The sequence below is a fragment of the Nocardia sp. NPDC051750 genome, assembly GCF_044453135.1.
Classification (GTDB): Bacteria; Actinomycetota; Actinomycetes; order Mycobacteriales; family Mycobacteriaceae; genus Nocardia.
In genome coordinates, this window is sequence record NZ_JBITCK010000012.1 from 1 (window position 1) to 11,650 (window position 11,650).

An 11,650-nucleotide genomic window follows, 5' to 3' on the forward strand; every position below is an offset into this window, starting at 1 on the left:
CGCCGGTGCCACCTGCGCCGCCGGTGCCGGAACCGCCGGTGCCGCCCGTGCCGCCGGTGCCGGAACCGCCGGTGCCACCTGCGCCGCCGGTGCCGCCCGTGCCGCCGGTGCCGGAACCGCCTGCGCCGCCCGTGCCACCTGTCCCGCCCGTTCCGGTGCCGCCGGTCCCGTCTGTGCCTTTGCCGCCGGCAAAGCCCACCCTGCCGCTGCCTTCGGAACCGCCGGCGGTTCCCGGCCCACCCCTTCCGCCGGCGCCACCAGCGTTCCCGTGGCAGCCCGTACCGCCGCAGGAACCCGGGGCTCCGGCCCACCCGGTACCGCCGCAGCCCCCGGTGCCTCCCGCGCCGGTGAATCCGTATCCGGAACCGCCGCTGGGTCCGTATCCCGGTGCGCCGGGTCCTGCTGGGCCAGTGCCCCCGGCCCAGCAGCCGTACCCGTACCCACCGGGGTATCCGAACGGTGGCGGCAGTCATGCTCAGCCGGGAATTCCCGGGGGCAGCGGATCCGCGGACCAGTACCCACCCGGGATGCCGTATCCACCGAGCCTCCCGCCGGCGCCCGACGGCGGGATACCGCAGGGCGATTCCCGGGATCGCTACCGCCCCCGCAGTGGTGCTCCGGGCAACAGCTCCCCGGCGGCGGACGGGCCGCCCGGTGGTGTGTTCGTTCCGCTGGTCGTCCGGCCGTTCGCCGGATTCGGTGTGCCGTCGGAGTTCAACCCGTACACCGGCGCCTTGCAGGCCGCACCCACCAATCCGGGTCGCGTCAGCGGTCTCTACGGTGAGATCGGCGGGGTGCCCGTGGTCCTGTATCGGCAGCACGGCCGGCTCGGGTTGCGGATCGGTGCTCAGACGATCGATCTCGAGTATCCGGTTGTCGCCGAGCTGGCCACCGTCGCCTATCGGACCACCAGTTTCGCCCTGATCCAAGGTGGGACCCGGCTCGGTGAACTGACGTATCGTTCGCTCCCGGAGGAGCTGGATTTCGGCGCCTATCTGCGCGATGTGCTCGCCGATCCGCAGCGCCGCGCGCAGGTGTTCGCGGAGTGAGCGGGGGTCGGCGCAACCATGGTGCCCTGGACACAGACGACAGCGATGAGGAGTAGATATGCGAATCGACCATCCGACCGAGGACGAGTTGCGGGAGAACTTCGCCGAAATGCTCGAATCGGTGCGTAACGGGGGCGGTCTGCGCACCGAGACCGGGCTCGATATGGAGACCGAGGAGGCGCTGTGGGATATCGCGCGGGCGTATCCGGAGGTCACCGACGATCTGGTGGCGGCCGCCCGCGCAACGTTCGCCGGTCAGCTCGACGGTTCCCATGCCCGCGAGCACCGGGAAGAGCTCGCCCGCCGGCTGGAGGAGTTGCGCCGCGCCCGCGGTGACAGCTGAGCCTGCCGCGGGGTATCCGGCCGAACGACCGCGATACGGGTACGAGGAGAATGTTGCCGAAGTGACCAGATCAGATGAGGTGCCCGGCGCCGCGCCGGCTCCGCAACGCGACGCTGCCGCCGGCGTGACCACCGATATCGAGGTGGAATCGACCGCCGGTTCACCGGATCGGCCGGGCGGCGCCCCGGCAGCCCCCGACGACGACCCGGATGTGGGTTTCACCCTGGCTCCGGCTGCCCCGGAGCAGGATGTCGCCGAACGGGCGCGGGCGCTCATGCACCAGGTCGCCAGGGAATTGGGTGCGGTCGCACCCGACGGCTGGCAGCGGGTGGATGTGGTGTTCGCGTCGACCGTCGTGGCCGACGCCGGTTTCGCCGTATTCTCCGACGCGCAGCAGCGCGCGGTCCGCTGGAATCCGACACCGCAGGTGCTGGCCCTGGTCCGCGAGCATCGGCAGCTGTCTGCCCGGCTGGGTGACGGACCGTGGTGGCGGTTGCTGCTCGGTTTGACCAGCTCCGGCCAGATCGAGGTCGACTACGACTACGGCGACGAGCCGTTCCCCGACGACCAGCTCTTCGCCCCCGAGATCTATCGCGCCGATCTGGAAGCGTTCCCCCGCACGACTCTTCCCGTCTGGCTGGCCGCGTACCTGTTCCACGGCGATCGTCAGCAGCGTTCCCCGTCGGCGGCGGCCGCGCAGGCCGCGGCGGACCGGTCGGCCGGGGTCACCGGCGAGCCGGTCGACGGTATCCCGGATTTTCCGGTGCTGGCGGCTCGCTGGACGGCGCTGTGCGCGGCGTTCGTCGCTGTCCGGTCGGAGTGGGGCCCCCGGCTCACGCCCGGGCTGCGCTGGTTCGAGGGCGCCTCCCGCAGCGGGAGCACCCTGCATTCATTGCCCGGTGGCCGCGCCGTGCTCTCGGGTGGGTTGTGGAATGCACCGGAACTGGATGCGGCATACAACCGGGAAGCCCCGCTGCCGGCATTGTTCCGCGGCGCACCGGAATGGGTCGCGGGGCCGGTCCTGAACCATCGGTCCGGCACGGGACAGCTCACCTTCTGCTACTGGTGGGACGGCGGCCGCTGGTATCGGGGCGAATCGCCGGCCGCCGAGGGTATCGCCGGCGCGGTTCCGGGAATCTGGGATACGGCGACGGTGGTGCGGATCGTGACCGGTTTGATCCTCGAAGCCGATCCGTCCGAGGAGCGGAAGGCCGCGGTCGAGGCCTTCGTCGCCGCCGCCGAATCAGGCACCCTGACCCGTGCGATATTGAACGGCCTCTTCCCCGAATCCGACGGCTTCGATGTCGACAGCGCCTTTTACCAGCTCGTCCTGGGTGGTGTCACCGCCCCGGATCCGCTCCCGGAGCAGCACGCGATCGACCGGGTCCGCGGATACCTCACCGAGACCGGCGAGGACACCTCCGGCTATCCGGTGGCGGATCTGCGCGCGGAGCGGGTGGCGGCGGGGTGGATGGTGTATGTGCCGGTGGCGCCGGGCGAGATCGCGATCGGCCGGGCGATCTTCTATGTGGCCGATGACGGAGTGCTGGAACGCTCGTCGTCCTCGGTCGCGCCGTCGCAGTATCTGCCGGATTTCGGGCGCCGCTTCCGGAACCGCAACCGCGCGCTCATCTAGTCGCGAACTTCCGCTGTGTCACTGTGATTCGACACCTGTTCACGCGCTGGTACCGTCCGTACGAGAAGGGTTCAGTGCGTGTTCAGCCGGTGGTGGGGCCTCGGTAAGTCCCGGCTGCGATCTTCGGTTGTGACTCGTGCTGCCGACGAGGAGGAGGGGCGTGAGCGAATGAGTCACCCTTCGTCGAGACGTGCCGTGATACTCGGAAGTAGTATGGCGACTGTGGTTCCGGTGGCTGATCGGGCCGAAGCCCGGGCAGCTTTTCAGTCGTGTGGTCCGGGGGTGGGAGTCCCGGGATTGGACGTCGAAATCGTAATTCCTCAACCGCCCACACGTCACGGCAGCACCTTCCCAATGCTGGCGACCACCGGCACGCACATGTTCGATTTGGCAGGAGTGTGAGGTATGGCCGGCGACGATCCGTGGGGCGCTCTCCGGGACCGGGCTGCGAGCGGCGGTTTCGTATTCGAGGAAGGTGTCGCGGGCGAGGCCGCGGACCTGTGCGCCGATCTGATGAGCATTTTCAATGTGATCAAGGAGCTGTCTCCGCTGACCAAACCGATCCCCGAGTTCGGGGACTTCGACGGCGCGACGCGACTGCGCACGAAACTCGACGAGGCGGCAACGGATTTCGATGAGGATGTGATGCCGAAGCATCGGCAGCACATCACCGATCTGGGTGAGGCGTTCGTCCTGGCCGGCAAGCTGTACACCGAGACGGATTCGGATGCGGCGGGTGAGTTCGGTCGGCGGGTGCGGGCCAGTTCGGCGGGTAACGAGGTCCGTGATGCTTTCGGGCACTACGACTCCACCGATGGTTTCGTCGACGACACATACACCAAGCGCCCGGATCTCGGGAACTTCAGTGAAAAGGGCAATCAGTTCACCCTTCCCGCCAGCTTGTCCGGGTTGAAGGGCAGTCCCGGGGCCTATCCGTTCTCGGCGCAGGTACCGCCCGGCGAGTCCCTGATCTACCCCGACTTCTACTACCTCGGCAAAGATCTCGCCGGGAAGTCGTCGTCGGTGGAGGACCGGGCTACCTACTGGTACCGGATGCAGGTCCAGCTGGATACCGGCTTCGTCAATTTCAGCGAGGGTATGCGACTGCTGGTGGATTCCGACCGCTGGAAGGGCACCGGTGCCGGCGGTGCCCGGGAAGCGGTGGGCAGCTATATGGCCACCGGTGCCGGTCTGATCACTGCGGCGGAGCAGATGGCCGAGAATCTCATGCATATGGCGCAGTGGATCATGGGCACGTGGGTGGGGATGCCCGTGCCGCTGTATGCCGACGCGTACGGGGAGGGCGGCGAGACCGCCATTTCCAACTATGAGCAAGAAGCGCAGACGCACTACAACAGCTGGTACAAGCCGGGCGTCGAGCTGACCGCCGGAGTGATCCCGAAGTTCCCGCTGCCTACGGGTGCTCCCGGCGACACCGACTCCAACCCCAACGACGACACCAACAACGGCGGTGGCGGTGGTGGGGGCGGCGGTGGTGGCGGTGTCCCCGGCGGTCAGCAGCCGCCGCTGACTCCTGAACAGCAGGCGCAGATCGACCAGGCCAAGGCCCAGCAAGCGGAACTGCTCGAGGCGCGGCAGGAGCTGGAGGACCAGGCCCAGCTGCAACAGGAGGCCCTGCAACAGCAACAGCAGCAGCTGGAACAGCAGTCGGGCTCGCAGCAGATGCTGCAGGCGGCCCAGCAAGGTCTTCAGCAGCTCAGCCAAATGGGTGAGCAGTTGTCCACGGCCGCGCAGCAGGCGCTGCAGCAGGCCGGTATCACCGGGCTGCCAGGGATGCCGCCCGCATTGCAGGACGCGGTGAAGAACTACCAGTCCGCGCTGCAGAAAGCCGGAAAACTGCCCGCTGGTCTCGGCGGCGGAAGTTCGGGCGCGCCCGGCGGCGCGAAGACTCCGCCCGTCCCGAATATGGAGAAGGCGTCCAAGCTCTTCCCGCGGGCGGCTGTCCTGACGGGCACTGCCACCGGGGCGACGCCGGGCGTGGTCGCGGCGTCCTCGGCGCCGGGCGCGCCGATGGGCGGGATGCCGATGGGTGGTGGTGGCGCAGGCGGTGGGGCTGCCGGAGGTCAGCAGAAGGATCACAAGCGGGCGGACTATCTCGACTCCACCGAATGGCTCGAGGAGGGCATCGGTGATCCGTCGATCGTCGCCAAACCGGTGGTCGACCAGTGATATCGGAGCTACGCCACTGGACATTTACCGATATCGAGTTCTATGTCCTGTGGTCGGACCGGACCGGTTCTCGTTTGCCGTTCCCGCTTCGTTACACCGCACGCACCCGGGACCCGGACCGGTTCCGGAGAGATCTGCAGAGTGCGCGCACTGATCTGCGGGATCGGCTGGGGGCCTCCTTCGAACCGGTGCTCACCGCGCTCACCGCGCCCGATATCCGGGTCGGCATCAGTGGAAGCGACCACCGTAACCCGGACGATCCCAAGAGCCCGGTCCGGATGATCGGTGTCCGCCGGGAGTCACGAGGTTTCGTCGTGCGGTCGAGACCGGATGAGAACTACTGGTACAGCGCAGGTTTCACTGTCGCCGAATGTGACGCCGTGCGGCTCGCGGACGAAATGGTGGCGAAAATGCCGGCGGCGGAGATGGGTAAACAACGCGAGGTCGTGCTCCCGGTCCGGCGCCCCGCCCATACGCCGGACCGGTCGGCGGGCGGGCCGAGTGTGCACGACTCGTTCACTCCGACGGCGCAGCAGCGCAGCACGAACTTCCTCGCCGCGCCCACCGAGCGGGTCGGCACTGTTCATATCGAGCAGGGTTCGTCGATCTACGGTCCGCGGGGAATCGCCCGATTCGAACTCGGATGGCGCGACCTCGTGGACGACGGCCGGTACATCATCCGGGATTCGGATCCGCCGGTGGCTGTCGCCGCGGATTCGAAGGTCCTGGCTGCGACGATCAATTCGAAGATCGCGCAGATCGTGCGCGTGATCAAGGACGAGCGTCAGCGGGTCTGAGTCCCGGCTCATCGTCGGTGGCTGTCTCCGTCCCATTCCCGCACGACTCGTGAGGTTCCTTCGCTGTCGAACAGAATCGACGCGGCGGGACGTCCATCCGGGTGCCAGTGCCGGAATACGCCGCGCGGTCGGCCCCGGTAGTTCTCGCCTTCGGATTTCAGGCGGCCGTCGGGCCACCATTCCCGGATACTGCCGTGGGGGAGACCGTCGACGTAGAGCTCCTGGGACAGCAGCTGGCCGGGAATGAGTTCCTCGACAACCTCTCCGGTGAACAGTTCACCCTCGTACTGCAGCCGTAGCTCGTTGTCGACCGACGTGGCGTCCAGGTTCAGGTCGATACGCCTCATTGCGGATCTTCCATGCATACGTACACGGCGGTCAGATTATCGGGATCGGTGCCCGGGTCCTGGTCATTCGCTCACGGTGTGGCGATTGTGCCTCGTCGATCTCGCCGTGGCCATCCGGACGGCATCGGCCGCGGGCAAAAAGCTTCCAGCATCCCGGTTTTCGGGGCACACTGTGTTAACAGAATCGGCGCTGGGTAATAAAACCCGATCGAGGAACATGAAGTGGCGCGCTGCTCTGGGAGTGCTGAGGGTCAGGAGGTTCTGCGGAGATGCGATATTCGTCGACGTGGGCAGGGCTCACCGCACGGCGGGCGGGCTCGGACCGGACCACTGTGTGCCCGATCGGCCGGCGCCGCGCCGGTCGGTTCGTAATTCAGTTGTGGGGTCCGGGGGTGGGAGTCCCGGGATTGGACCGCGCCAGCGTATATCCGGGTCTCGCGACCACACGCCTCAGGGCTTCCCGGCATTGGCAACCGGCTCGCGCGAGGGGGCGTTCTCGCAGCATGCATCGACTTCCACCGATTCACACACCGTGCGGTAACCCGGGGTTAACCTCCCCGATCCATACTCTGATCAGCTGCTATCCGTTGGCTGGGTGCGCCTCGACTCGGTCAGCACGAACACAGCCCCGCGGCGCCGGCGGCGCCGCCGAAGACACAGGAGCACGACGATGAGCGCAGCTGTTCCGGGAGACGCCGAGTTCCCCACCGAGTTCACTGCTCATTCGTTCACCGGTTCCATCCGGGTCCGGACCACCGAAATGGGTCTGCCCCTCGCGGTCTCCGTCGAGCCCGGCGAGCTCCGGCGTGACCCCGATGCGCTGGCCGGCGAGATCCTCCGGCTGTGTAAACAGTCGGCGGCCCGCGCCGGTCTGGAACGGCGTAGGCAGCTGCAAGAGGCCGGTTTCACCAACGAGATGCTGCGCCTGGCGGGTCTGCCCACCGAGGAGGAGGTAGCTCGCCAGGAGTTGGTGCAGGAGCAGGAGTACGACACCGAACCGGAAAGCTGGCTGCGATCCGTCTAGGGCCGGAAGAGTATTCGGGAGGTAGTCATGGTCGAAACGATGGACGAACTCATCGCCCGGGTTCAGCAGCAGGTCTATCGGATGACCGATCTGCACGAGGCGATGACCGGAATCGTGGTGAGCGAAACGTCGCCGGATGGCGCGGTGACGGTGGAAGTAGACGGAAACGCGGCTCCCATCGGGTTGAGTTTCTCCGGCGCGATCAGCAAATTGAGTCCGGCCGAGTTCGAGAAAACGGTGGTCGAAACCGCCCGTGCGGCCGCCGCTCGGGCGATCTCCGAAAAGGCCGAGTTGATCACCACCTTCAATTCGGAAAGTGCAAGGTAGTTACCGACTGTTAACCGTTCCGCGATCGCAACGGTCGCTGCCCGCTGGGTACTGTTGTTGACGAAACATTGTGGGATGTTTCGGGATTGGACACACACATGAGTAACGTTCACGTTGTCCCGGATGCGGTTCGCTTGTACGGCAGCGAATCCGCGGCAATGGCGGCCGGAATCGCTTCGACCGCGGCCGTCGATCAGGCGGCGACGGTCGCCGTCGCGGTGCCGGCGTTCGGGCTCATCGGCCAGGAATTCCTCGCCGCGTTCGCTTACGCGCAGGCCAACCATCTGTCCTCGGTTGCCGAACTCGCGGCGGTACACGCCGGTACCGCACTCACCGCGTACCAGGCCGCCGCGAGCTACGAGATCACCGATGCCGGTAACGGTGCGAATATCGGCGCGGTGAATCCCCGGTCATGAGCACGCCAGGAGCCGGCTCGCCCCCGGGCGCACAGCCGCCACCCGGCGCCGACCCCCTCGATCCGACCATTCTGGAGCTGCTGCGGGGTAGTGCGCTGGCGCCGATGCTCGATATGCCGGTGAACGACATCCTCCACAGCATGGGCTTACCGAATCTGCCAGAACTCCCGGCGTTCGGTGAGATGCCGGGGCTGCCACCGTTGCCGACTCTCGATCTGAGCGCGCTGATGCGCCCGCTCACCGATCTGGCGTCGGCCTTCGGAACCGGGCAGTTGGGGGCACCGGCACCGCCACCCGCGCCGCCGGCCGGCGATCCGGCGGCCGCGCCCGCACCGCCGCCGGCCATGGACCCGACGCAGATGCTGTCGCAGGTGTCGACGGTTATGCAGACCGTCGTGCAGCTGGGCACCTCCGCCCTGCAGGCTGCGATGAGCCTGTGGCAGGGCATGGGGGCAACGGAGGCCGCGGAGAAAGCCGGCCAGGCGCAGACCGACGCGGCGAAGCTCGAGACGCAGAGCACCGGCGAGAAGATGCACCTCGCCAAGGGCGCGACCAGTGTCGCGATCGGCCGCGGGGAAACGGCCGTCGTGGTCGGTGCGTTCTCCGCGAAGCTGGCGCTGGCCCCGCTCTACGCGTCCTCCGGGGCCGGTGCGGTGTACCTGGTGGCCTCGGCCGTCGAGGCGGCGACCGAAGCGCTGGCCATCACCATCAAAACCAAGGCCGAACTCGGTGCCGAGGGCGCCGGGCTGGTGCAGACCGGCGAAAAGGTGAAGGTCACCAACGCCCCGACCGGCGTCGACCCGAGCCAGCAGATGAGCCAGCTCATGCAGATGATCGGCATGGTCACGCCGTTGATCGGTACCGCGAGCCAGGCTGCACAGTCGCTGGGAAAATTGGCGTCGGCCAATCCGGCGTTGTCCGCGCCGAAGCCGCTCGGCGGTCCCGGCGACGGAGAACCGCACCGTCCGGAGTCGGACAAGCCGGGCCTGCCCGGTGGTCTGGGTGCCGGTGGTGGTCTCGGTGGCGCCCTGGGCGCCGTGGGTGCTACGCCGGCCCCGCTGGGGTCCTTCCCCGGATCCAAGCTGGCGGCACCCGGTCCGCTCGGCGCTGCCCTGGGGGTGCTCGGCGGGAATTCGCCGGGTGCGGGCCCGGGTATGTCGTCCGCGGCCAACAACGGGACGAGTTCGTCTCCGGGTAGCCCCGGCTATATGCCGATGGGTGGTGCGGGTATGGGCGCCGCGGGGATGGCCCGCGACGGCGAGTCGATTACCGACGGTTCGGCGCGTGGCATGGTCTCGTCCGAACACGGTGACGAAGTGGTCGGGTCGATCGAGGGCGTCGCGGTGCCCGTGGTCGGTGCGGCGGAATCAATATCGGAACCACCGCCGGACAAGGAGCTCACGCTGTGATGCGAGCCGGTGACCAGGACACAGGAGGGTCTCATGAAAAACGAGATGGGTGAGGTGTACGACGGGGTCCGGTTCGACCCGGTCGCTGCAGGGAAGGCGTCGTCGGGCCTGGATTCGCTGGCCGACCGGCTGGCCGCGGATCTGACGGCCGTGCAGGAGGCGCTGACCGTGGTACCGGCGGGTGTGGACGAGGTGTCCGGCCGGGCATCGCAGACGCACAACGATGTCGCGACGTCCTATCTGACCAATGCCCAGGCCAGCGTGCAGGAAATGCGCAAACTGGCCGCCACACTGCGGCTCAGCACCGCACAGTTCGACGGGATGGAAACCGATAACGCCGGGGCCCTCGGCGGACCCAAAGCCTGACCGGTTCCGCAGTGCCGACGAGCGAAGGGTATTCCCCAGCGATGATCGAACCACCACAGCCCGGCTTCACCGGTGTGGTGTGGCCCGCGCGCCCCGCCGACCGGCTGGCCCGCGAGCTCGCCACCGGTCCGGGCGGGGTACCGATGGCGGAGGCCGTCCAGGCGTGGACCCGGCTGGCGGCGTCGTTCGGTGCGGCGGTGGTGGAATACGAGAAGGCCGTTATCGAGGTGCGCGGGGCCTGGGGATCGGGGCGTAGTAGCGAAGTGCTGCAACGTATTTCCACGCTCCGGGATTGGCTGGCCGAGGCCGCGGGCGCGGCCGCGGCCAATGCGGCGCGTTTCCAGGCGCAGGTTGCTGCCTACGAAGTGGCCCGGCTGGCCATGCCGCATTCCGCCGATATCGAACAGATCCAGCAGATCCAGCGCATGCTGGAATCCATCGGCGGAATGCTCGGCGCGCCGATCAAAGCCGTTGCCGCCGAAGTCGATCAGGACTCCGACGTGGCCAAAGCGGTGGCGTCGCGGGTCATGGAGAACTACGAGAAAGCCACCGAACCTCTGGCGATACCGTGGCAGCACACAGCTCCGCCCGTTATCGCACCGGAGACTGCGTTGGCGGCAGAACATGCCGCCGCCGCGGAGGCGGCACCGGCGCCGCCGGTCCGGGGCGGTATGCCGGTGGGGCTGAGGGGAATCGGGTCGATCCCGATCCCGGTGGCGATGCCGCGGGTGCCGGGCGCCTACAGTGCGCCGATCTACGCGCAGTCCGTGTCCGCACCGGAGCCGGCACCGCAGACCACCGCGGGCGGGAATTCCGGGGCCACTTCGCGGGCGGCGCCGATGGCCCCGGGCGCGATGGCGGGTGCCGGCGGTTCGGCGCAGGAAGCACCGCGTTTCCCCCGTGCCGGGCTGTCCAGTGACGAGGGTGACCACCTCGGCGTCGAGAACGAACTCCGGGCCGCACCGGCGGTACTCGGCGGTGTCGAGCCCGCCGCTTCGGCACCGGAGGTCCGGGCGGGGGGTACACCGTGACGACGCTGACCAACGATGCCCTGCTGGCCGTCGCCGAACGTATGGGCGTGCAGACCCTGCCCCTGGTGCTCGCCGCCGGGCCGCAGCAGGACTCCTACGACGAATGGCAGGCGGCGCGCGACCGGGCCGTGGCGGGTCTGCATGCGGCGGGCATCCTCGACGCCGACGGCGATGTCGAACCCGGACTGGCGCAGGCGTTGTTCGTACTGGCGCAACCGGATCGGGAGCTGGTGGCTCGCGGTTTCGCCGAAGATCGCATGCTGCGAATCTGCCTGGCCCGCCGCGGTGAGCAACACGCGGTGGCCGTGCGCGACGGCGACAGCTTCGATATCGGATCGATCTGGTGCGACGGGTCACCGGCGGCGCTCGCCGCGCCCCTGTTGACGGCACTGGGTCCGGCGGAGGCGGCTCAGGTCGCCGGATTCAGCGCGCCGGCCACCGAACTGGCCGACCGGCTCGATACCGCCGAAACGACCGGCGATTTCGCGGATGCCATCTACGCTCTCGGTGTGGCCGATCGCGACGCGACGATTCTCGCCGCGGCGTTCGCCTCGTGCCGGGCGTTTACCGAAATCGTGGCTTACAGCCATGAGGACGGCCTGACCACCCGCGCTCCGGGCGCGATCGCGGTGTACGACACCGAACGCGGCCGGCTCGCGGCCGCCCCCACAGTTTCGCCGGATCAACAGATCTGGTCGACGGTCACAACGGGTAG

General features: G+C 68.1%; 14 protein-coding genes. 12 read left to right on the forward strand and 2 right to left on the reverse strand.

All coding sequences use genetic code 11. From position 1 onward, the window contains the following. Positions 1-199: hypothetical protein (locus ACIA75_RS35630; protein ID WP_397111494.1), on the reverse strand; the 199-nt coding region annotated here is incomplete at its 3' end. A 328-nt stretch (positions 200-527) separates the two neighbouring features. Here ACIA75_RS35630 and ACIA75_RS35635 point away from each other — a divergent pair. The 5 genes from ACIA75_RS35635 to ACIA75_RS35655 all read left to right on the forward strand — a co-directional run bounded on the left by ACIA75_RS35635 (position 528) and on the right by ACIA75_RS35655 (position 6,015). Beyond that, entirely contained in the window at positions 528-1,049 is a 522-nt protein-coding gene (locus tag ACIA75_RS35635) for a hypothetical protein (RefSeq protein WP_397111495.1), read from the forward strand. Positions 1,050-1,107: 58 nt separating this feature from the next. Further along, positions 1,108-1,392 carry a hypothetical protein gene (locus ACIA75_RS35640; protein ID WP_397111496.1) on the forward strand — a complete coding sequence of 95 codons (285 nt, stop codon included), beginning with the start codon at positions 1,108-1,110 and terminating at the stop codon, positions 1,390-1,392. Positions 1,393-1,453: 61 nt separating this feature from the next. Beyond that, positions 1,454-3,028 (forward strand): hypothetical protein, encoded by a 1,575-nt coding sequence (locus tag ACIA75_RS35645; protein WP_397111497.1) that lies wholly within the window; start codon positions 1,454-1,456, stop codon positions 3,026-3,028. Positions 3,029-3,433: 405 nt separating this feature from the next. Further along, positions 3,434-5,218 carry a hypothetical protein gene (locus tag ACIA75_RS35650; protein ID WP_397111498.1) on the forward strand — a complete coding sequence of 595 codons (1,785 nt, stop codon included), beginning with the start codon at positions 3,434-3,436 and terminating at the stop codon, positions 5,216-5,218. Further along, positions 5,215-6,015, forward strand: a complete 801-nt coding sequence (locus tag ACIA75_RS35655) for an ESX secretion-associated protein EspG (RefSeq protein ID WP_397111499.1) — start codon at positions 5,215-5,217, stop codon at positions 6,013-6,015. The genes ACIA75_RS35650 and ACIA75_RS35655 overlap by 4 nt, the downstream gene beginning before the upstream one ends. Positions 6,016-6,023: 8 nt before the next feature. Here ACIA75_RS35655 and ACIA75_RS35660 read toward each other — a convergent pair whose 3' ends face one another. After that, positions 6,024-6,362, reverse strand: coding sequence for a toxin-antitoxin system YwqK family antitoxin (locus ACIA75_RS35660; RefSeq protein WP_397111500.1), 339 nt, complete (start codon positions 6,360-6,362; stop codon positions 6,024-6,026). 670 nt (positions 6,363-7,032) lie between these two features. Here ACIA75_RS35660 and ACIA75_RS35665 point away from each other — a divergent pair. From ACIA75_RS35665 to ACIA75_RS35695, 7 genes are all read left to right on the forward strand, one after another. Continuing rightward, positions 7,033-7,386 (forward strand): hypothetical protein, encoded by a 354-nt coding sequence (locus tag ACIA75_RS35665; protein ID WP_397111501.1) that lies wholly within the window; start codon positions 7,033-7,035, stop codon positions 7,384-7,386. A 27-nt stretch (positions 7,387-7,413) separates the two neighbouring features. Beyond that, a complete protein-coding gene (locus tag ACIA75_RS35670; protein WP_397111502.1) occupies positions 7,414-7,713 on the forward strand; it encodes a YbaB/EbfC family nucleoid-associated protein in 300 nt (99 codons plus the stop codon). A gap of 98 nt (positions 7,714-7,811) precedes the next feature. Further along, a complete protein-coding gene (locus ACIA75_RS35675) occupies positions 7,812-8,129 on the forward strand; it encodes a type VII secretion target (protein WP_397111503.1) in 318 nt (105 codons plus the stop codon). Further along, entirely contained in the window at positions 8,126-9,538 is a 1,413-nt protein-coding gene (locus ACIA75_RS35680; protein ID WP_397111504.1) for a hypothetical protein, read from the forward strand. Before ACIA75_RS35675 ends, ACIA75_RS35680 begins: the two co-directional genes overlap by 4 nt. Positions 9,539-9,571: 33 nt before the next feature. Continuing rightward, a complete protein-coding gene (locus tag ACIA75_RS35685) occupies positions 9,572-9,904 on the forward strand; it encodes a PE family protein (RefSeq protein ID WP_397111505.1) in 333 nt (110 codons plus the stop codon). 41 nt (positions 9,905-9,945) lie between these two features. Further along, positions 9,946-10,935 (forward strand): PPE domain-containing protein, encoded by a 990-nt coding sequence (locus ACIA75_RS35690; protein WP_397111506.1) that lies wholly within the window; start codon positions 9,946-9,948, stop codon positions 10,933-10,935. Beyond that, positions 10,932-11,650, forward strand: a 719-nt coding sequence (locus ACIA75_RS35695) for an ESX secretion-associated protein EspG (RefSeq protein ID WP_397111507.1), incomplete at its 3' end; no start/stop codon positions are given. The genes ACIA75_RS35690 and ACIA75_RS35695, both read left to right, overlap by 4 nt.

Coding starts and splice junctions, on each gene's coding strand:
- ACIA75_RS35635 (WP_397111495.1), top strand. CDS start 528: ATGCCGTATCCACCGAGCCTCCCGCCGGCGCCCGACGGCGGGATACCG.
- ACIA75_RS35640 (WP_397111496.1), top strand. CDS start 1,108: ATGCGAATCGACCATCCGACCGAGGACGAGTTGCGGGAGAACTTCGCC.
- ACIA75_RS35650 (WP_397111498.1), top strand. CDS start 3,434: ATGGCCGGCGACGATCCGTGGGGCGCTCTCCGGGACCGGGCTGCGAGC.
- ACIA75_RS35660 (WP_397111500.1), bottom strand. CDS start 6,362: ATGAGGCGTATCGACCTGAACCTGGACGCCACGTCGGTCGACAACGAG.
- ACIA75_RS35665 (WP_397111501.1), top strand. CDS start 7,033: ATGAGCGCAGCTGTTCCGGGAGACGCCGAGTTCCCCACCGAGTTCACT.
- ACIA75_RS35670 (WP_397111502.1), top strand. CDS start 7,414: ATGGTCGAAACGATGGACGAACTCATCGCCCGGGTTCAGCAGCAGGTC.
- ACIA75_RS35675 (WP_397111503.1), top strand. CDS start 7,812: ATGAGTAACGTTCACGTTGTCCCGGATGCGGTTCGCTTGTACGGCAGC.
- ACIA75_RS35680 (WP_397111504.1), top strand. CDS start 8,126: ATGAGCACGCCAGGAGCCGGCTCGCCCCCGGGCGCACAGCCGCCACCC.
- ACIA75_RS35685 (WP_397111505.1), top strand. CDS start 9,572: ATGAAAAACGAGATGGGTGAGGTGTACGACGGGGTCCGGTTCGACCCG.
- ACIA75_RS35690 (WP_397111506.1), top strand. CDS start 9,946: ATGATCGAACCACCACAGCCCGGCTTCACCGGTGTGGTGTGGCCCGCG.